Here is a 21978-nt window from a genome sequence, read left to right on the forward strand (position 1 = left end):
GAATTTCCACGGGGAGATAGCACATGCGCAAGACAGCGGCCGCATTCGCGTCAGCGGCCATGGCCACCACCGCAGTTGTCGCACTCGGAGCGGCACCGGCGTCGGCCCACCCGATCTGCAACGGAGGCTACTTCTACAGCGTCTCCGGCTCGGGCACCACCTGGGAGCCCACCAACGTCTCCAGCGACTGGGCGGACCCGGGCGTCACCATCACCTACAACAAGACGTCCACCAGCACCTGGACCGCCACCTTCTCGGTCTCGGTCGGCGCGGACGCGGGCGTGATCTTCGCCAAGGTGGACACCACCATCGGGGCCAGCGTGGCCAAGTCGTGGACGGAGTCGAACTCCTGGAGCTACTCGGCCACGGTCAAGGGCAACACCATGGGCCGCCTGATGCTCTTCCACGAGGCCGCCTACGCCAACGTCACCAAGACGGTCCAGTACACCAACTGCGCGACCGCGAAGGTCTACACCACCCGCGTGGTGGCACCGCTCAGCTCGAACGTCAACAAGTGGGGCATCCAGTACAACTGACCCCACCCCCAAGCGCCGCCCCTCCCCTCCCGGGGTCGGGGCGGCGCCCCCGCCGGAGCGCCCCCGCCGGAGCGTCCGGGCAGGCGCTCCCTGCAGCTCGTGGTCACGGGATGCCCAGCTCTCGCCGGATCGTGGTGTTCGCCTCGGCGACGTGCGCCCGCAGCGTCTCGGCCGGGTCCGCCGGACGGAGATGCTGCCTCACCGCTTCCCACTCGCCGCGCATGCCCCCGCCCGGTTCCCGAAGGGTCAGCCGACCGTCGTCAACGTCCGTCACGACCGCCAGCTTCTCGCTCCGGGTATCCACGACGACGGCCCCGATCTCCGGGGTTTCGTTCATGCCACCACTGCCTCGGCGGTGGCGGCGGCCTTCGCGGCGAGCCCGAGACGGAGCAGCTCGGCAACCGTTGCGGCCTCGTGCTCCTCCAGGCTGCTCACGGACACCCACGACTTACCCGACTCCTCGAAGACGGCTGGCCCGCCCTGGACCCTGACCGACACCCCGGCGGCCTCCAGTACGGCCCGGAGATCGTTCGCGGCGGAGTCCTTGGCAGACACCCGATTCCGAGCCCTGGACCGGATGCGGTCCTCTTCATAGAGCATTGGCCTCTACCTTCCTGATCAGTCATCAGAAGGTAGAGGCCAACGGCCAGAGCGACGGACCCAAGCTGTACCAGTGCCCGAATAGGCTAAGCCGCGACCCCCACCGCCTCGGCCAGCTCCACGGCGTCCGCCCGAAGTGGACCCGTCGCGGTGCGGGCCAGCTCAAGCACCAGGGAGCGCCCAGCTGGCACGTAGCGGACCCCCTCGGGCGAGACCTCGAAGGCCCGCTTCAAGTAGTGAACCGCGCCCGCCGGTTCATGGCGTGCGTACTCCGACCGGGCAGCGTCGATGTACAGGCGAGAGCGCCGTTCAGTACTCGGGACGCTCTCCGGGTCCACCTCTGAGGCACGCCGGAGCGCCGAGCCCGGAGTCTTCAGCTCAACCGCCATGGTGACGCCGTGGACGGCCACGTTCGCAATCCCGAAGACGCTCCAGGGGTGCCAGTAGCCTGGGGCTAGCTGAGCCGTCCGCTCGGCCTCGCCGAACCACCGCCAAGCATCCCCTTCGCGGCCGTCCTCGGCGGACGTCATCGCAGCCTTCAACGCGATCGAGCCGAACGTTCCCCGGAGGAATTCCGAGCCGTCTTCGAGCAGCGGCCGGAGGGAGTCGGCGGCGTCGGCCAGCAGCCGAAGGCACTCCTCGCTGTGGCCGCTGCTCGCAAGGCCGTTGGCGGCGATCCACGCTGAGAAGGCCAACATCACCGGATCGTCGGACTCTTCAGCAGCCATCCGCGCGCGGTCCACAAGCACCCAGTACAGCTCGGGCTCCACGATATGAGCGGCGTACATCTGAGCCAGCGCGTACGCCTCAACGAGGATCTTGTACGCCTGCCGACGCTCGGCCCCCTCACGGCCCCTCGCGGTGTGGTGACACGTCAGCAGCAGATCGGGGAGCACCGCGCCGACCTCGGTCCGGTTGTGGGCGCTGGCGTGCCACACATTCCAGGTCTGCCGGACGCGGCCGGCGAGTTCGTCCAGGGTGGTCGGGAGGTCGTTCGGGCGACGGAACGCGCCAGCGTGGACGGCTTCCCGGAGCTCGGGCACGGCCGAGTGCGAGAGCTTCCCCCACGATCCGGCCGGGAGCACGCCGGGAGTACCCGTCAGCGCGCCGATATCGTCCAAGCGGAGCACCTGAGCCAGGCGTGCCAGCATGCCGACGTTGCGCAGCGGGCGCTCCCCGTTCTCGATCTTCTTCAGCCACTCAGTCGAGCGACCGACCAGACCGGCCAGGACCGGCCGAGTCATTCCGCGTCGCTCGCGGTGATAACGCACTCGTTCGCCGGTCGTCAGCTCTGCGGGAAGCTCGGTCATCGATCGCTCCTGAGATGTCAAGGCCCTCGCCCGAGAGTACGCCCGCTGACCGGTCCGGCGGGAGGGATCAGAGCAGCCTGACGCCCGGTTGGAATCTGACGCGACGGATGCGGGTCGGGCAAGGGTCACGCTCGCTTCGCTGCGCCGGCCCGAAAGGTCGACGACGCCGACTTCCCCGTCAGCGCAGTGGAGTTGGCCCGGGGCTACGTGGTGGTGACGACCGGGGGCGGGGGGTCGGGGAAGAAGGAGTTGCGGTCGGCGGAGGCGTACTGCTGGCCGGCGGCGTTGAGGGCCACCACGTACTGGCCGACGCTTTCGAGGGCGTCGGCGATCTGGCGCAGCACCTCGCTCATCACGGGGTTCATCGCGGCCGCGTAGGCGTTGGCGGCCTGCTGGACCGGGCCGTCGGCCTCGATGGTGTCGGGGATGCTGGGGCCGGGGCCGTTGGAGACGCCGTAGTAGACCGAGTTGCTGTCGTGCGAGACGGTCTCGGTGGCCTGCTGGCCGAAGACGGTGCCGCCGTCGATCGCGGAGCGGACCAGCTCCTTGAGGTGCATATAGCCGGCCACCGAGCTGCGGGCCTGGGCCAGGATCCCGTTCTCGGCGTCCCGGATGCTCTCCAGGTCCACCATGAAGGCGGGGTGGTTGCGGTGACCGCCGGCGCTTCCGCTGCCGGTGCCGGTGGTGCCGACGATCAGCGGGGCGTCGCCCCAGATCACCTGCAGGTACGGGTCGGGGACGTAGCTGGGCGTGGGGCCCGAGGGGCCGCCGGAGTCGGCGGTGGGCCCGTCGGTGGCGTCGTTGCGCGGTGGGCCGTGCTGCGCGTTGTGGGGTGTCGAGGCCACGGTTCCTCCGCGGGGGTGCCGGCGAGCAGTCGGTCTAAGACCGACCGGCAAATGGTGGGTGGAGGAAGGAGCGGCGTCCGGGCCGAGTCTGGGCGGTGCCGACGAGGGAGCCACTGCGGAGCTGAGGGCCCCTCCTGCCCGTTGCCGGGCAAGGAGGGAGACTGAGGAGAAGCCGTCCAGGCGACAGCCCGGGCGTCGCGACGCCGCCCACCATTTGCCGGTCGGTCTGAAGGCCATTGTCGCGGGCGCGCGCGGGCAGGGCGAGAGTCCCCGTTCGGGGACGGCGGGTGCGCAAAAGAGGGGGAATGCCCTGGTGGCGGGCATGCTCCTACGATCGGGCGCGGGGGTGCTGCCACGGGGCAGTCCGGACCGGTGAGGAGCGCAGTGTGGCCAGCGACAATACGATCACTCCGGCCGAGTTCAAGGTCGACCTGGCCCAACTGGCCGACGCCATCGTGATCGTGGGCGCCCGCAAGGACTCGATCACCAACGAGGTGTCGATCATCAACGGCATCTTCCAGCAGGCCGAGAGCTGCTGGACCGGTCCGGCCGGGACGTCCTTCGCCAGCTTCCAGGCCGAGTTCACCCAGGACATGCTGGCCCTCAACGACCTGCTGGCCGAGATGGTGACCCGGATGACCGCGGCCCACGACCAGTACGTCCAGGTCGAGGAGGCCAACACCGCCAACTTCCAGACCAGCAAAGCCTAGGAGCCGCCGTGATCACGCCAGCCCCCGCCGTCTACGCCGGTCCGGGCGTCGACGCCACCATCTCGGTGGACGCCGAGCTGCTGCTCAACTTCAGCAAGCAGGTGCTGGTGCAGCTGCAGGGCATCGGGTCGGACATCAGCACCATCTTCACCACGCTCGACGCGCTGCAGCTGGGCTGGGCGGGCCAAACCGCCCAGGAGGCCAAGGACTTCTTCGACCGGCTGCAGGCCTGCCTGACGGTGCTCTACGGCAAGAGCGGCGACCAGACCAGCGAGCAGAACAGCATCCTGGGCCGGGTCGCCACCGCGCTCGACACCGCCGGCAACAACTACCTGGCGGCCGAGGACGCGATCGTCGACCTGTTCTACTTCACCGGTTCCGTCTCGGACACGGCGATCTGGAACACCTACAACGGTGTTGGCGGCGGCACCGGCGGCGGCGAGTCGACCAACATCACCGACCCGACGTTCACCTCGATCGCCGAGGTCTTCTGACCCGTTCCGCACGTACCTCCGTCCCGCCGTACCTCCGACCTCCGACCTCCGACCTCCGTAACTGCGTACCTCCGTACCCCCGTTCCCCAAGGTGGATGAGCGTTGAGCGACTACCAGCCGAATTTCGACGTCTCGCCGATCTACGACCTCGGAAACGCCTGGATCGACTTCAGCGACCAGCTCTGGGAGCAGGTCAGCGGCATGGACTCCGCCATGCACGGCATGCGGTGGACCGGCGACGGGCACATGGTGGTCGAGAACACCTGGACCGACCTGAACAACCTGGAGCTCCAGCCGGCCATCGCCTCGGCGGTGGCCATCGGCAACCACATCAACGCCTACGGCGACTACATCGTGCAGTTGATGGCCCAGGAGGAGGCGCAGTCCAACGCCCAGGGCCTGGCGGGGCTGATCAGCAGCATCCTGTCGCTGCCGCTGATGCTCTTCCCTGGCCTCGGCGGCGCGATCGGCGAGGCGCTCGGCGCCGCGCTGTCGAAGATCCTGCCGGACATCTTCGTGGACATCATCTCCAGCGTCGGCAGCACGATCGGCGAGGCCCTGCCGTCGGCCGTGAAGTTCACCGGCAACGTCGTCGTCGACGTGATCGGCCAGGCGGGCATCCAGCTGGGCATCGACCTCGGCTCGCAGGCCATCGGCGACGCCGTCTACCACGTGCCGACCGACTTCAGCAGCCCCGACTTCTGGAAGAACGAGGCCACCAACCTCGCGCTGGCGGGCGGGCTTCCGCTGCTGATGCACGCCCCGGAGGTCGCCGGACCGGTGATCACCAAGCTCGGCGACCACACTTTCGGGAACACCGCTGAGCCGACGCCGAACGTCGGGGTGCACACCGAGGGCGGCGGGCCGGCCGTGCATGGTCCGGCGGGTGTGGAGACGGTCACCCCCGTGCTCGGCGGCGAGCCGGGCGGCTACGTCCCGAACGGCGGCTTCACCGGGCGCCCGGACAGCACGCTGGTCACCGAGCATCCGACGACGGGCGTGGACGTGCCGATCGACGGCGTCAACCGGCCGGTGTCGATGCCGCCGGAGAACGTGCCCGAGCGACCGGCGCCCGTGACGGACGCGCCGACCAGCAGCGAGACCGTCACCGGACCGGGCGCGGGCGGGCCGCCGGAGGGCGTGACCGAACGGCCCGCGCCGGTCATCGAGCCGACGGCCGGCGGCGTCAACCGTCCGGTGGGCCCGCCGGAGGGGGTGACCGAGCGACCGGCGCCGGTCAACGAGCCCGTCGGCACCGGTAGCGGGCCCGCAGAGGTCGTGACGGACCCTTCGGCGACCTCGTCCGGTCCGCAGAGCAACGGTTCGCCGCTGGCGGAGACCTCGGCGCCGCCCGTCCGCACGCCCGCGGACGAGGGTACCGGCTCGGGCGCGCACTCCCCCGCGGTCGGCGAGCCGGGCGAGCCCGGCCTGCGCGGCACCACCTCCGACGCTCCGGCGACCGGTACGCCCGTGCCGGCCCGGCTGGACAACGGACCGCAGCCGGGCACGCCCGCCGAGGGCGCCCGGCCCGCGCCGGCGAGCCCGAACGAGCGGCCGGCGGTCCAGCCGAGCGGGGACGGCGAAGCACCTGCGGGCACGGCGCCTGATGCCAAGCCGCAGACGCAGACCGCGGTCAGCGGCGCTGGCGACGCCGGGACGGGACGGACGGCGCAGCCCGCCCCGGACGCGCCGAAGGCGGTGGAGGAGCCGGCGACCTCGGCCGCACCGGGCAACGACGGCGTGCGGCCGACCGGCAACGAGAAGCTCGCCACCTCGGCCGACGCCGCGCCGACCCGGGACGGCGGCGCAGCGGCCGCCGAGCCGGCGGCGGGCGCGGGTACGGGTGCTGGTGCGGGTGCTGGTGCCGGCGAGCGGGTGCCGCTCTCCAGCCGGTCCGAGGAGCCCGTCCCGGTCCGGCCGGACGCCGAGGCCAAGCCGCCGACCGGCCAGAGCTCGAACGACCTCGCCAAGGCCCCCGGCGAGGACCCACACACGACCACCCACGCGGACGCTGGCGCGCGCGGCACGGGCAGCGCGGGCGACGCCGGCCGGCCCGGCGAGCACGACGGCGCCCCCGGCGAGCGACCCGCGACGGCCGAGCCCGCCCACGCGCAGCCCGCCCCCGACCCCACCCACGCCGAGCCCACCCACGAACACACGGCCCCCGAACACACCGCCCCCGACGAGCACTTCAGCGAGCCCGACCAGCAGAAGGCCTGGCACGACAAGACCACGCAGCTCCAGTCCGACTACCACCAGAAGCTCGCCCTGGAGGAGAAGTACAACGCGGCCCGCGACCGGTTCCGCCAGAAGTTCGACCGCAACGTCAGCCACTCCAAGCGCCTGCAGAAGCTCGACCCGACCGCCCGCGAGGAGGTCTACGCCAAGGCCGAGCAGGACCTGCGCGCCGCCTTCGAGGAGCACACCGACGGACTCGGCGGCGAGGGCACCCGCCCGTCCGACTGGCGCAAGGCAGACAACGCGTTCCGCAAGAGCGCCAAGCAGCTGGGCGGCACCTTCCCCGGGCGCGGCGAGCTGCACCTGGCCAAGGAGGGCTGGCCGGCCCAGTCCGACAAGCTGGTCGTCAAGGCCAAGGTCGGCTGGAAGGACGCCGGGCTCTCGGACGGTGCGATCGAGCAGGCCGCGAGCGCCTACCGCTCCGAGCTGGACCACGCCTTCCACGCGACCCACGGCCCGCTGGAGTCCAAGCCGTTCCACCTGGTCGGCGCAAAGACCCACCTGGATCTGACCCTGGAGAACCTCGCCTACGGGGTCCGCGGCCTGGGCGACTTCCACGCCACCGCGCACGACCTGCTGTCCGACACCAAGGGCCTCTTTGACAAGACGCTGGACCGCTGGCGCACCGCCCACCCGGAGTGGAAGCCGCAGGAGCTCGACGCCCTGCACAACGACCAGCTGAAGAACCTCGACGACGCCTTCCACCAGGCGCTGAACGACGAGTTGGGCAAACTCCGCGATGCGCCGCACAGCGATCCGGCTGCCGAGGCGAAGGCGCAGCTCAAGGCGCTCTCTGCGGTGCGCAAGTCCTGGGGCGATATCGAGAACGAGCTGATGAAGGGGCTGCACGGCAAGCTGGACAGCACCCAGCAGCTGCACGACTTCGAGCCGCAGACCGCGCACGACCTGCACAACGCGCAACTGGACAGCATCCGCGGCGGCGAGCTGCCATCCGCGCAGACCCACGGCGCCGCCGCCGCGGCGGCGGCCAAGGACGCCGGCGCACTGCTCGACAAGCTCTCCGGCGAGCCGCAGTCGCTCGGCGCCGGGCCCTCGCTGCCCGACCGGCTGAAGCAGCACCTCGACGATCTCTCCAGCACCCTGCCCGACCGCTACCGCTTTGAGGACTCGGCCGGCCCGAAGACCGGGTCCACGCTGGACTCGGCCTCCAACTGGCGTGCACCGGACGGCAGTCGGCCCTCGCCCGAGGCGCTGGACCTGGTGTCGCACCAGGTCGCGGTGAAGCTGCACACGGTGCTCACCGACCTGCGCGCCGAGCTGAACGGCGCGGGCTACGGCAAGGGGGCGGTGGACGGCGCGCTCGGCAAGCTGGACTCCGAACTCAAGGGCGTCGAAAGCTCGTTGCCCTCGCTCTTCAGCGCCGCCGAGCATCTGCCGAAGGTCAGTGAGGAGTCGCACGCGGCCTGGCGCAGCATGACGGACGAGCACCCGGGCCTGAGCAAGCAGGGGCCGGTCGGCGACCTGGAGGCGAAGTTCCACCAGGACTGGGCCGCCGCCTACGACCAGGTGGCCACCGGCGGCAAGCTTGACGCGGGCGGCTGGGCGGCTGGACGGCACTCGGGGCCGCAGCCCACGCCGGACGCCGCCACCCAGCACCTGATCGACGTGGGCCGGCAGAACCTGATGTCCCACACCGAGAACGTCATCTCCCTTGCCGAGCGCCGCAACTGGGACCTGGAGACGCTGCCCGACAAGGTCGACGCCGCCTTCCAGAAGTGGGAGGGCGACGGCGGATCGAGCCTGGTCCACGACGAGCTCGGCCCGGACGACGTCGCCTCGGTGCTCTCTGAGGTGGACAGCGCGCTGAAGCAGGACTTCCACAGCCTGCTGGACGGCCGCGACCTGCACGGGCTCAGCTCGGACGAGGCCGGTGCGCTGCACCAGGAGTGGGCCGACAAGGTCGCGCACCGGCTGGACGAGCTGCCCGCCCGCTTCGACCGCAAGGTCGAGCTGTCGGAGCTGAAGGACAGCTCCAACACCCAGGTCGACCAGCACCCGAGCGCGCGGGGGGCCGATCCGGAGACCGTCAAGGTGGTCAAGGACCGTTACACCACCGACCAGTTGACCAAAGCAGCTGATCGGCCGCTCGGCGAGCCGGCGGACCCGGCGGCCGACCCGGCGGCGAGCCTGCCCGGGCGCTTCGACTACGCGGCCAAGGTCCAGCAGCACGCCGACCATGTGCTCGACCACCTGAAGTCCCTGCGCGACAACCGCCCCGGGCCGGACGCCCGGACCGGCGGCGCGCTGCCCGCGCACGCGGTGGACGGCTACCGGGCCGACGTCCTGAAGAAGCTGGGCGACGCCCACCAGAGCGGCAGCGGCTTCCACGACTACCTCTCCGAGGAGCAGCCGAAGGCGGAGCTCGCACTCGACGCCGCCACCGCCGACCTCCAGGCGCACTTCTCGCTGACCTTCGACGTGCTGCCGAAGGCCAATGCGGCGCTGGACCACGAGGGAGCGAACCACGGCTACTCGGACGAGGTGGTCACCAAGGCAAAGGAGAGCCTGAACAGCGACCTGCGCTCGGCCATCCGTGACCATCTTGCCGACCACAGCTACCAGTTGACGCCGACGCCGGAGAACCTGCGCGGTCCCGGCCGGCCCGGCGACCTGTTGAAGCCGGACGCCCTGGAGGACCGGCTGCGCTTCCACCAGGAGCTGGACGACAGCCTGCACTCGATGACCGACACGCTCTACCGCGACCACGGCCTGACCACCGACGACGAGGGCCTCGGCCGGGTCGGCGACGAGTACGCGGCGAAGATCACCGCACTCGCGGACCAGCACCTCGGCGACCTGCGGACCGGTGAACGCCCGCTGGTGAACGACAAGTTGGACCCCCGCTACCAGGCCTTCCGCAAGGACGTCTCGGACCTGCTGAAGGGCGCCGACCGCCGGGTCGCCCACGAGAGCGACCTCGAAGGGGCGCTCTGGGACGCCGGGAAGGCCTTCGACAAGGCCTTCGGTGGCCCGGCCACGTACGGGATCGACGCGGGCGACCCGGCCGGCTCCGGCTTCGCGCAGGAGATCGCGGACTTCAAGCACGACTGGATCGAACTGCACGACAAGCTCGCCGGTGACGGCAGTCTCAACGTGGACAAGTGGCTCGGCAGCGAGCAGACCAGCGTGGACGCCTTCGCCAAGGCGGCGGGCGCCCCGGGCCGCCCGGGGCCCCGGGACCCGGGCGCGCCGTCGTCGGTGCCCAGCCCTTCGCCCTCGCACCCCGAGCACCTCACGCAGCCCGCACCGGAGCCGACGCCTGAGTCGCCGGTTGAGTCGCCGGTTGAACCGGTTCAACCGGCGACTCCGGAGCACCTCACGAGCGAACTCCCCCCGGCCGAACACCTCGACACCGCCGAGCAGGCCGGCACGGCGGCCCAGGTCCGCGCCGATCTCGCGCACGAGAAGATCACCCAGGAGCAGCACCTCGACACCGTCCGCCCCGACTTCGCGGACGACTTCCACCAGCTACTGGACTCCCCGCGCTACAACGGCAAGTTGACGAACAGTCAGCTCGACTCGATCCGCAGCACCTTCGAGTCCGATGCCGAGCGCGCCTTCGCCCGCACCTTCAACTCGCCTGTCTCCCAGCGTGATCCGCAGGCCGTGCAGCACCGCTGGAACACCGAGTACCTCCAGCTCAAGAACCTGGCACAGGGCCGCGCGGAGTACACCATCGCGCATGACGCGGCCATCGCGCAGGCCGTCGCGGACGCGGAGGCGGCCATCGACTCGCCAGCCCACGAGCAACTGCCCGCCCCCGTACGGGATGCGGCCAAGCGTTCGTTCCTGGCCGGCGTCGCGGCCGGCTTCGCGCACCTGCACGCCGCGCCGAGCGCGTACGAGGTGAGCAAGATGAACGTCAACTGGCCTTATCTGTACCAGGATCTGGTCAAGAACATTGACACGCACATCAGCGCGCAGAGCGACCTGCACAGCCACGCCCAGGCGGTCGACCAGCGCTTCCACCAGGTCCTGGCCGACCATCAGCTCACTCCGCAGGACCTGCACTCTGACCCCTGGCTCACCGCTCAGCACCACGAGTTCCGCGCGGCCGCCCTGCAGAGCAACCCCAAGTGGCGCTCGCTCACCCTGGACGACCTCGCCACCGACCTCGGCCACCGCCTGACGCTCGCCCACACGGTGGCGGACGCCCTGCCGCAGCTGGACGACGCGCTCAACACCGCGATCGACCACTGGCAGGCGACACACGGCCCCGACCAGCAGCTCAGCCAGCCGCAGATCGACGATCTCAGCACCGAACTGGCCTCCGAGGCAAGGAAGTTGGCTGACCGGCAGCCGCTGCGCAGTGACGGTGTCGGTGGCGGTGGCGGTGTCGGCCAGCAGCGCACCCCGCTGCTGGCACCCGAGCAGGTCGGCGCCACGATCACCGAGCTGACCGACAGCCTGCCGGGCCGGATCCTGTTCTCGGCCGGCCTGGCCCACCTGGCCTCGGCCGCCATCGCCGCCGGTCTGAACACCGAACTCCCGCAGCTCACTGGCCTGTTGGGCCAGCTGCGAGCCGCCAACTACGCGCCCGAGGCGGTGGAGAGCGCGCTGACGACCGTCGAGCGGCACCTCGCGGACCTGCTGTCGGCGGTGCCCGAGGAGCTCGCGGCGGAGGCCGGCCGCCAACAGGCCTGGGTCGACGCACAGCAGGAGCTGGACGACCTGCTGAGCGAGCACCCGGAGCTGTCCGCGGCCGGGGCCGCGCGGGTGCGCGACTGGTACGGGCGCAGCGCGATGGCCGACCACCACCGGATCTTCGGCCGGGGCGACCTGGACGTGCTGGACTGGATCAGCCGGCAGCCGGACGACCTCTCCGAACTCCCCGACACCACTGGCCAATCGGCTGAGCTGCCGGTCGTGCTGCCAGCGTTCCCGAGCGGCACGGTGGAGCTGGGCGCGATCATCAGCAGCGTGCTCGACACCGTGCCGAGCAGCTCGGCGATCGGCCGGCTCTTCGACCCCGAGCTGAGCTTCACCGGACTGGACGCCCGCAAGCCGGAGTTCGTCCATCTGGCTCCCGTCGGTCCGGGCCGCACGCAGTTCTCCGGGGACGACATCCGCTCTTTCGCGCAGACCCCGTGGGACACCGACCGGCCGCTGTACACGGCGGTCGTGCACGGCAACGGGGTCGCCGTGACCGTCTCCACCACGGGCGAGGACGGCGCCCAGCAGACCTCCGAGCTGGCCGGACCGGAGTTCGGCGAGGTGCTGGCCCGTCGGCCCAGCCTCGGCGCGCTGGGCGGCGACGCACAGATCATCCTGGCGGCCTGCCGGGCCGGCGCGACCGTGGATGAGCGGCTGGCGATCGGCCAGTCGGTGGCCGACCGCTCGGGGCATGTGGTGTGGGCGGCGACGACCGACGTGCTCGTCACCGACAACCTGGCGCAGGCCGGCTTCGGGCTGCTGCCTGACGAGCAGGGCAGGCCGGGCGCCTGGGTGATGTTCCTGCCGACGCCGGGCCGGGCCACCGCCCGTCCCGAGCCCATGACGGCCAGCACCGACACCGAACCGCAGACCTCCGCCTCCGCGCTGCCCCCGGTTACCAGCGCGAGCACAGGCACGAGCGCCGCCGCAGGTGCAGGCGCAGGTGCCGCGGAGGTGTCGTTCAGCGGCGCGGTCATGATGGCCCCGACCGTCAAGCGCGTCGCCGACATCGCCTCCCGCCCGCGCAACACCTTCGCCCAGGGGCTGGACATCCGTGGCACCGGCTACCAGGCCCTCACCGTGGCAGGCGACGGCGACTGCTTCTTCACCTCGCTGCTGACCGGGGCACACCACCAGCTCGGCGACTGGGGCCACCAGGATCTGGACCAGCCCGGGCTGCGCGACACCGCGTCGGCCTGGTTCACCGGCCCGCAGGGCGCCGCCTACCGCGCCGGGATCGACCGCACCGGCCGCAGCAACCTGGACATCCTGCTGGGCGACGTGCGCACCGACGAGCTGTGGCAGATCACCGGCCGCACCGGCCGGGCGCCCTCCGACCGGGACCAACCGCTGCTTCGCCAGCAGCTCTCCGACGAGGTGGCCACCGCGCTGCACGACTCGGCCACGCTGGCCTCCGGCGACGCGGCGGCGATCAGCGCGGCCAGCGCCCGCTCCCGGCAGACCTGGAACCGGCTGCTGCTCGTACGGCCGGTCTACACCCTCCCGTTGCAGCTGACCCCGGGCAGCCCGGCGACCCAGCTGCTGAACCCGGCCCTGCTGAGCGCCATGCCGCAGTCCGCGATGGTCGACGTGGCGATCCGCAACTCCGCGCTCTGGACCACCCAGTTCTTCGACGAGGTGCCGCAGGTCACGGCCCGTGCGGTCGGGCTCAACCTGGTGGTGCTGGACGGACGGACCAACCAGCTCGTCGACTACGACCCGCAGGTCGGCCTGCCGTCCGTGCATCTCTACCGCACGGACGCCGGCGGCATCGGCGGCGCGCACTACTCGGCACTGCAACCGACCGGCCCGACGCCCATCGTCGCCACCCAACCCGCCGCCGTCCAGCCCACCATCACCCAACTTGCCGTCGTCAGCACGACCGCAACCACGACCGCGACCAAGGCGCCGGAGAAGGCACCGACCAAGGCACCCGAGAAGGCCAAGTCCTCACCCGAAGTCCTGGTCCCACAAGGCCCGTTCGAGCTGATGGACATCGCCGTGGTGAGCGACCCGGTGGCCGTCCGCAACCAGCTCGCCGCCTCCGGCTCGGGCGCGCTCGCGCCGACCGACCCGCTCTACCACTGGCTCTCCGACCCGGCCGGGGTGCTCGCCGACTTCCGGCACGACCCACAGCCGCAGCAACTCCTCGCGCTGCGCCCGCTGTTGATCGCCCACCTCGCCGACTGGGTCGAGCACCACGACCCGACCCCACTCGCCGGCCTGCGCCCGGACGCACTCGCGATCGCAGGCCCGGCTCCGACGGCGGCCGAACTCGCGGACGCGGTACGGGACTGGGCGACGCTCTCGACCCCGGACGAGCGCGCGTTCTTCGCCGAGGTGCTCGGCAACGGGCTCGGCCTCACCCTCGAGGTGTACGGCGGCTCCGCCAAGGACGCCCTGCTGGGCACCGCCGGTCCGGCCAACGGCCGTCCGGTGAAGGCCTTTCTGCGCGACGATCCGAACGGGCACCCCACCCTCCACCTGGCCGGCATCCCAGGCCTCTACGCACCGCCGACCCGGCTCACGGTGGACGGCCAACTCAGCTCCTCCGACCGGGTGCTGCCCATCGTCGGACCGCAGGACTTCGTCGTCGTCCAGCTGCTGAACAGCCTGACCGGCGTCCTCACCCCGGACCAACTGGCGGATGCCCGTGCCCAGTTGGAGACCGAGCTGAGCCTGGCCGCGCTTCAGCCGCTGCTCTCCGGGATGACCCGCGGCGACAACCTGAAGCTGCCGCTGGACGTCGGCGGCTGGCAGGGCGACATCGAGATCAGTGCGACCGTCGCCACCGCCACCACCGTCGACACCTTCAAGAAGCTGGAGTTCGAGGACGGCAGCGACTCCTTCGACGCCACCGGTGCATTCCGCGAAGGGCGTTCGCGCTTCGGCGGCGGGCTCATCCTCAAGGGCAAGCCCGCCTCCGAGACCACCCTGACCGGCCAACTCGGCGTGCAGCGCGACAAGATCACTGGCCGGGTGGTGGCGAGCAGCGGCCGGATGTTCACCCGCGCCAAGACCCCCGAGCCCGCGCTGCGCGTCAACGCCGGGATCCGGCTGGACTTCGACTTCTCCGAGGTGCGCAGGTTCGGCCTGGCGCTGCCGGTCGGCGCACAAGTCGCCGCCACCGGACGCCCGGACGCGCAACTGCACGTGGTGCTCCCGGTGCAGGTCGCCACCCCCGCCGCCGAGGCGGACCACGCTCCGCGCCCCAAGGGCATGCAGGACTACCTGCCGCCGCTGCGGATCGAGCAGACCCTGGGCCTCGGCGGTTCGGACGTCGTCAAGGACGTCTACACCGTGGACGCCAACGGCCGGCGCACCAAGGGCGGGGTCCGCTCGCTGCTCGGCAACGCCCACCAGTCGTCCTCGCTGGAGGCCTTCGGCGCCCGTACCTTCGGCGCCGACTGGCGCGACGTCAAGGACGAATTCCTCGGCAAGGTCAGCCTGTTGAGCCTGCACACCAGCCTCAAGGGGATGATGGCCGGGGAACCGATGGAGGTCGCCCTCAGCGAGAGCCGCGGCACCATCCTGGTGAGCGCGCAGGTCGCCACGCTGGCCCACCTGCGCAACACCGACTCCAGCGAGTTCAACACCGGAACGGACGTGACGCGCACCATCACGTCCTCCGACACCTACAGTTGGAGCGGCCAGACGCCGTTCTCCGCCCAGCAGACCGGCATCGACGAGGCGCCACTACGGCTCAACGGTTCGGCGACCGCGCAGTACGGGCGTGACCGGCAGTCGATCGACCAGTTCTCGGTGCGGGCCGGCAACGCCGTCAAGATGAAGGTCCCCGGCGCGATCTTCAACGGCGTGGCCCGGCTGACCTTCAGCCTCCGCAAGGACCCGGCCACCGCCGGCGATCCGGCGCTCGCCACCACCGCGACCAGCGTGCCGACCGGGCCCGCGCCCGCCGTGGCCACCGCCGAGCTGGGCTTCCAGGTCCTCACCGAGGCCGCCGAGGCCAGGCCGGTCAGCGCACCGCAGACCTTCGACGCGACCACCCGCACGCCCGCGCCGCTGCAGATCGAGCCGCCGGTCGTCGCCGCCCAGTCCACCGCCTGGCGGCCGAAGGCGGAGATCTGGGGCCTCGACCCGCTGGGCCTGGCGGGCCTGCCGGAGAGCGCGGTCGTCTACGACGTGTTCGCCGGCCCGCTGCCCGTCCCCGCGCAGCAGCCGACCGCCAGCCTGAACGCACTGCTCAACAACCTGGGTGGGGAGTTCTTCGGCACCAACGACTGGTCGGAGCAGCGCCCGGCCGTCCGCTACTCCTTCAGCCGCGACCGGGTGGCCGCGCTGCTGCCCGCGATGAGCCGCAACGTGCCCGCCCAGAGCCCGCTGCTGACCCGCCCGCGCAAGCCCGACGCCCAGGTCTCGGCCACCGCGCAGCTGAGCAGCTTCGCGTTCCTGCGGGTCATCGACAAGGCCGAACTCAACGTGCTCAACGAGGCGGTGGAGGGCACCGCCAGCCGGATGATCTCCTGGCGCACGGTCGGCGGCCAGGGCCAGGTGGGCTACCAGGACACCATCGACGAGGTCACCTCGCTCGGGATCCCGATGATCGGCGGCGGGTACGCCAACCGGCACCGCGAGGGCGCCCGGTCGGGCGAGGGGTCGAGCACCGTCTCCAGCGCGAAGTTCCCCGAGCCGATGGTGGCCTACCTGGCCACCGCCCGGGTGGACGTCCAGGTGTCCGAGGCCGGGTCCGCCACCGGCGCGGTCACCGGCCACACCGACGTGCGGTTCGTGGTGGCGCTGCCCAAGTCCTCCGCCGAGCAGTACGTGGTGGCGGACGGGGACGAGGGGCAGCAGATCTTCACCCGGGCGGGCGCGGAGGCGGCGGCCCTGCTCGCGGCCCCCACCCCCGTCGTGGCGACCGCACCCGCGCCGCTCGCCTACCAGCCGCCCGAGCGGGTCAGCGCGCACGGCCAGATCGGCGCCTCCGACGCCGTCACCAAGCTGCACGACGACCGGGCCGTGCTGGACGCCCTGCACACCGCGCTCGGCCCGTCCTTCGCCGACCACTGGGGCCGGGTCGAACACGACCTGCTCCCGTACTTCGACTCGGTCGCGCTGCGCCCGCTGGTGCCCGCGCTGACCGCGGACAAGCGCTGGGGCACCACCGTGAGCGCGGGCGGCGTCACCGCGGAGATCACCATCGTCTCGGCCACGGCGACGATGACCGAGTACCTGAAGTCGATCAAGGACTTCGAGTTCGAGGTCGGCTCCGAGTCTTCCGCCACCAGCGGCGACATGACGGACGACCTGGGCACCGTGACCGGGACGGTCGGCCTCGCGCTCAAGGCACCGCACATCTCGGCCACCGCCAGTCACTCGCGCAACACGGACAACCTGACCAGCAGCACGCTGGACAGCGCCGCCAACGCGGTCTCCAAGAGCAAGACGGTCGAACCGGCGGCGCTCTTCAAGGGGCGGGTCGCGTTCACCGTCGAGGTCAAGCTCTCCAACCCGCTCGGCATCCCGACCGGTACGCAGACGCTGACCGCCGACAGCGGTGGCGAGTTCGCCTTCCCGATCCGCGACCTGCCGATCGACCCGGCGACGCAGCAGAAGCCGGTGCCCACGCAGTACTACAGCCCGCCGCCGGGCATCGTGAACTCGCTGGTGCTGAACGCCGCCACGGTCGTGCTGAACGTGACACCGGCCGCACAGACACCGGCCCCGCAGGCGCCGGCCGTCCAGCAGCCGCCCGTCCCGCAACCGGTCGGCTCGATACCGCTCGTCCCGCTGGCACCCCCGGCGTCCCAGGCGTCCCCCGGTACAACCGGCACGAGCGCCAGCGCGACCGTGCCGCTGCTCCGCGCCCCCGGCGACCAGTACGCCACCACCGCCGTCCTCGACCAGCTCGACGCCACCGGAACGCAGGTCTTCGGCTCGCCCCAGGCGTGGAACGCGACCAAGAGCAAGCTGGCGAAGAAGTTCACCGCGGGCCGGCTCCAGCCGCGCCTGAAGTCCCTGATGGCCGGCCAGCCCTGGGTCATCGCGCTCAAGCACGGCAGCGTCACCGTGACGGCCAGCGTCCAGGAGATGACGCACACCGGCAACACCAAGGCCAGCGAGTTCAACAGCGGCGCGACCAGCGGTGTCACCTCCGGCGGCTCGGACGGCCTGACGGCGGCCGCCAAGGGCGCCTCGCAGACCACCGCCGTCCAGGTGGTCGGCGCCTCCGACCCGCTCGGCGTGCTGCCCGCGGCGGTGGTGGCCGGCGGCACGGTCACCCACACCTCGGGGCAGGACCAGACCGCCGAGAGCGTCAGCGCCGGCCGGATCGGCATCGGCACCAAGTCGAAGGTGCCCGGCAGCGTCTTCGACGGCGTGGCGCTGCTGCACTTCGAGTTCCGCCGCAGCTGGCGGCCGTGGGGCCGGACGGTCGACCAGCGGGTCCCCGTCGAGACGCCGGCCCAGCAGCACAAGCTCGACTGGTTGCAGGCCAAGATCCAGGAACTGACCGGTCAGGTCGGCGCCGAGGCCGAGATCGCCGTCCTGCGGCGGCGCTACGACGCCGCGCTGGCCGCGCAGTTCAACCGGATCCGGACGAACGCCCAGGCCAAGGCCAACACCGCCGCGGCCACCGGCACGATGCCCGCGATGACCAAGACCTCGTTCGGCGTGCGCGAACACGCCTTCGGCTACGCGAAGGTGGGCTTCCAGGCACTGGTCGAGAGCGCCGACGCCGTCAAGGTGGCAAACGCCGCCGACGCGCACTTCACCGCCGGTACGCCGGTCACCGCCACGGACCGCGCCGTCCAGGCGGTGCACGGCGCCGAGCAGGTGACCCTCCAGGTGCCGCCGGCCAAGGTCTGGGACGAGGGCCTCGCGGCGAACCACGCGATCCGCGACCTGCCGGACGTCGGCTCGCTGCGGAGTCTGATCGATGCCGAGGGCCGCCGGAACTACCCCGGTGTGTGGGATTCGACGCTGGCCGGCGGGCACAAGCGCGCCAACCTGGTGATGGATTCCTTCAACCGCGAGAAGCTCTGGGCGAACCTGCCGCAGCTGACGGCCGGCCATGAGCTGAAGAGCGCCACCTTCCGGGTGAACGGCCGGCCGGCCTGGGTCTCGGTGACCGCCGAGGTGGTCGACCTCGCGTTCCACCGCGAGGAGCCGGGCGCCGAGGTCGCGCTGGTCGGCGAGACCACCGGACGCACCACCGAGCGCAAGCTGAACTCCCGGCACGGACAGTTCATGGCGCAGCTGGGAGCCGAATTCTCCAAGCTGCCGGGCAAGTTCAACGCCATCTTCACCTTCGGCGGCGGCTACCGGCGGCGCAAGGGCGGCGAGCAGACCACCGGCGGCCGGGTGACCGCGAACTCCAAGATCCCGATTCCGCTGGTCCACTTCGACGGCCATGTGAAGTTCCGCTTCACCTTCCACCACGGCACCGGCGCGAAGGCGCAGGCGGCGGCCCCGCAGGCCTCCGGGGTGGTGCCGTTCGCGGTCTCGATCCCGAAGGAGGAGGTGAAGCAGCAGGTCACCGCCCCTCGGGCGACCTTCTTCAGCAAGGACGAACCGCTGGGCACCCAGTGGCCGCCGGTCGCCGTGCAGGTGACGGCCCCGGCCGCCGCGGCGACGCTGCCGGCCCCGGCGGTCTTCACGGTCGAGACCATCGAGATCGAGGAGCCCGAGGCGGTCCTTCCGATCCTGACGTTCACCGTCGAGACCATCGACCTGGACGCCCCCGAGACCACCAGCGCCCCCGCGACACCCGTGGTGGTCACCGCGCTGACCGTCAACACCGCGCCCACGTACAGCGTCGAGACCATCGAGATCGAGGAGTCGCCCGCCCCCAGCCCCACGGTCACCACCCCCGGTTTCACCATCGAGACCATCGACCTCGAAGACCACACCACCCCGACGGTGACCTTCAGCGGCGCGGTGATGTCTTCCTCGGTCGGCTCGGACACCGCGAGCGAGGTGTCCGACGACTCCGACGCACTCAGCGTCCTCGACCCCTTCGAGGCCCCCGCCCCCGCCCCCGCTCTCGCGGTCGAGCCCGTCCCGGTCCTGGAACTCGACCCCGCCGAGCAGCTGGCCCAGGTCCAGCACTACCTCAACAGCCTGGACACCCTCACCCTCGCCGTCTCCGCCGGTCCCGGCATGGGTCACCAGTCCTCCGCCGTCGCCGTACTCAAGTCGCTGCGCGATCTCGGCTACCGAGGCGAGGTCGTGGTCGCCTACCCGCCGAGCACCGCCTCCCGGATCGACCAGCTGCTCCCCGGCCCTACCGAGGCGCCCGACCGCTCCGCCCCCCAGGACGCGCTCGGCCCCTGGCGCAAGCAGCCGCTCGACGAGGAGTTCAACCCGTACAGCGAGACGGCCGCCCAACCGCCCAGCGGCCTGCCCCGGTCGGCGCTCGCCATCACCGGAGCCTTCGACGGGCTCTCGCCGCAGTACGACGACGGCTACACCACCGCGCAGAGCGTCCTCGACCAGCGCAGCAAGGTCCTCGACCACTTCAACACCGACGCCCTGCTCGTCCTGCAGCCCTACGCCTGGCCCGCCCGCCGCGAGTTCATCCTGCGCCCCGGCCCCGGCCAGCAGCCGACCACCGTGGTCCTGACCCCGGGACAGGGCGCCTTCCTCGGCCTCGGCGAACCCCCCATCGAGGACGCCCTGCTCTCCCCCGGCGCGATGTTCCGCGCCCACGAGAACACCGACTTCGACCTCAGCGGCCTCCACAACTCACCTGCCGCCCAAGGGCTCACCGCCCTGCGCGACCACCTGGACGCCCAGGCCGTCGACCTGATGCCGGTCTACGGGCTCCACCAGGCCGAGGCGACACCCGTGCGGACCCTGCTCGGCTACGCAGCCCACGGCCTCCACGCCACCCTCCCCACCGAGGCGCCGCCCACCGTCATCGCCGTCATCGGCGCGGGCGACAAGCCCTGGGCCGACGCCGTCAACACCGCCGCGCCGAGCAGCGACGGACGGCGCTGGCTGCAGACCACCAAGCTCACCGACCCCGACCTCACCACCACCCTCACCGCGCTCCTCCCCGGCGACGTCCTGCTACTGGACGTCGGCAACCTGCCCCGGCCCGCCTTCCACTGGCTCTTCGCCCAAGGCACCCTGCCCGCCCTGGTGATGGCCAACGGCACGGCAAACCTGCTGCGCGTCCTGGACCGCCCGTTCCTGCCGCTGCTGACGGACCGCCCGCTGCACCCGGCGACCGGCTCGGAGCACGACGACGCCGCCCGGCAACTCCTGCACGACACCGCCACCGCCCTGACCGCAGGCCCCACTTGGGCCGCGCTCGCCGACCGGATCGAGAGCTACGACGCGCTGCTCGGCACCCTCGCCGACCAGGCCGCCCGGGCCGGCGCCCGCAGCAAGCTGCCGCCGGAGGTCGCCTACCGTACGCTCGGCTTCGTCGGGCAGTCCGCGGTCGACGGCCTGCGGGACGACCTCGAAGCCGCCCAGCAGCAGTCCGACTCCGGGGCGCTCACGGACCTGCCGACCTGGCCGCCGGCCACCGCGCCCTCCCCTGCGGTGCTGGACGCCTGGATCGCGGCACTGGCGGGCGAATCGGACCGGCTCTCGCAGCTGATCGCCGCCCAGTCGGACAACGGCCTCCTGCCACTCGACCCGACCCACCTCGACACGGTCACCGAGTCCTTCCGCCGGCTACGGGACCCGCAGTCCGCCGTCTCGCAGTACTTCATCGAACTCGCCGAACAGGGCCGCAACCCGAAGAACGACCAGGTCCGCCAGGGTCTGGTGGCGGTCGTCAACCAACTCCACTCCGACGGCGGCGGCTTCCGTTACGACAGCACGCCAGCACAGCCAAGCACCGAGAACGACAGCTACGGCTACGACGACTACTCCACGAGCAACTATGCGACAGACAGCTACGCGGACTACTCCAACTACGCCAACTACGGTTCCGACTCCGAGGAAGAGCTCGCCGCTGCACCGCCCGTCCGGACCGGCGCCGGCTACCTCCCGCCGGCCCGGCTGGAGGACGACCCGCGCGCCCTGTCCCACCAGTACACCGAACCCGCGCAGCAGGAACAGCTGCCCGAACCGCAGGCCGTCCCCGTCCCCCTCCTGCCCACCCTGGATCTGATCAACGGCCGCCTGGAGGCCGTCTCCTGGGACCAGAGCGACCCCTCCCACGACGGCCGCGCGCGCGGCCTGCTCCGCTACCAGGTGGGCGGCCTCCGCCTCGAAGCCCTCCCCGCCGACAGCCCACTGCGCACGCTGGCCGACGGCCGGGGCGGCGACGAACCGCCCCGGATCCTGCACATCCACGCGATGATGCCGGACGACAGCCAGGGCCGGCAGCAACAGATCACCGACGCGCTGATGCAGCGCGCAGTCCGGGTCGCCGTCAACGAGGACGCCGAGGACGTCCTGGTGAGCACCGGCGGCAGCGCCGAGCAGGCCGACCTGCTGCACCCGCTCGGCCTGCAGCCCCTCGACGCGACCGGGGCGCTGTGGCACACCACCACCCCCGCCCTGAGCGCGCGGCTGCGCGAGCGCCCCGAGGCCACCGACCTGAAGGTCACCAACTGCGAGACCAGCTAGCCCGTCCCCGTCCCGGGTCC

Annotated in this window: 8 protein-coding genes; 4 read left to right on the forward strand and 4 right to left on the reverse strand. The window is 71.6% G+C overall.

What is annotated here, in order from left to right:
* Positions 1–23: 23 nt before the first annotated feature.
* The gene (locus P3T34_RS08310; protein ID WP_280665354.1) at positions 24–536 is read left to right on the forward strand and encodes a hypothetical protein; all 513 of its coding nucleotides are present in this window, start codon (positions 24–26) and stop codon (positions 534–536) included.
* A gap of 103 nt (positions 537–639) precedes the next feature.
* On the opposite strand, the gene P3T34_RS08315 is transcribed toward P3T34_RS08310, so the two are convergent.
* The 4 genes from P3T34_RS08315 to P3T34_RS08330 form a co-directional block, all read right to left on the reverse strand.
* Positions 640–873: a hypothetical protein gene (locus P3T34_RS08315; protein WP_280665355.1), complete on the reverse strand. Its 234-nt coding sequence runs from the start codon at positions 871–873 to the stop codon at positions 640–642.
* Entirely contained in the window at positions 870–1091 is a 222-nt protein-coding gene (locus tag P3T34_RS08320) for a hypothetical protein (RefSeq protein WP_280665356.1), read from the reverse strand. The genes P3T34_RS08315 and P3T34_RS08320 overlap by 4 nt, the downstream gene beginning before the upstream one ends.
* Before the next feature lie 131 nt (positions 1092–1222).
* The gene (locus P3T34_RS08325) at positions 1223–2446 is read right to left on the reverse strand and encodes a helix-turn-helix transcriptional regulator (protein ID WP_280665357.1); all 1224 of its coding nucleotides are present in this window, start codon (positions 2444–2446) and stop codon (positions 1223–1225) included.
* A 203-nt stretch (positions 2447–2649) separates the two neighbouring features.
* Positions 2650–3291: a hypothetical protein gene (locus P3T34_RS08330; protein WP_280665358.1), complete on the reverse strand. Its 642-nt coding sequence runs from the start codon at positions 3289–3291 to the stop codon at positions 2650–2652.
* Between the two features lie 386 nt (positions 3292–3677).
* On the opposite strand from P3T34_RS08330, the gene P3T34_RS08335 reads away from it, so the two are divergent.
* The 3 genes from P3T34_RS08335 to P3T34_RS08345 all read left to right on the forward strand — a co-directional run bounded on the left by P3T34_RS08335 (position 3678) and on the right by P3T34_RS08345 (position 21958).
* Positions 3678–4001 (forward strand): WXG100 family type VII secretion target, encoded by a 324-nt coding sequence (locus P3T34_RS08335; protein WP_280665359.1) that lies wholly within the window; start codon positions 3678–3680, stop codon positions 3999–4001.
* Positions 4002–4009: 8 nt separating this feature from the next.
* Complete coding sequence (locus P3T34_RS08340; protein ID WP_280665360.1) at positions 4010–4495, forward strand: WXG100 family type VII secretion target; 486 nt, start codon at positions 4010–4012, stop codon at positions 4493–4495.
* 102 nt (positions 4496–4597) lie between these two features.
* Positions 4598–21958 carry a hypothetical protein gene (locus P3T34_RS08345; RefSeq protein WP_280665361.1) on the forward strand — a complete coding sequence of 5787 codons (17361 nt, stop codon included), beginning with the start codon at positions 4598–4600 and terminating at the stop codon, positions 21956–21958.
* Positions 21959–21978 lie beyond the last annotated feature (20 nt).

It is taken from the genome of Kitasatospora sp. MAP12-44, from assembly GCF_029892095.1.
Lineage (GTDB): Bacteria > Actinomycetota > Actinomycetes > Streptomycetales > Streptomycetaceae > Kitasatospora.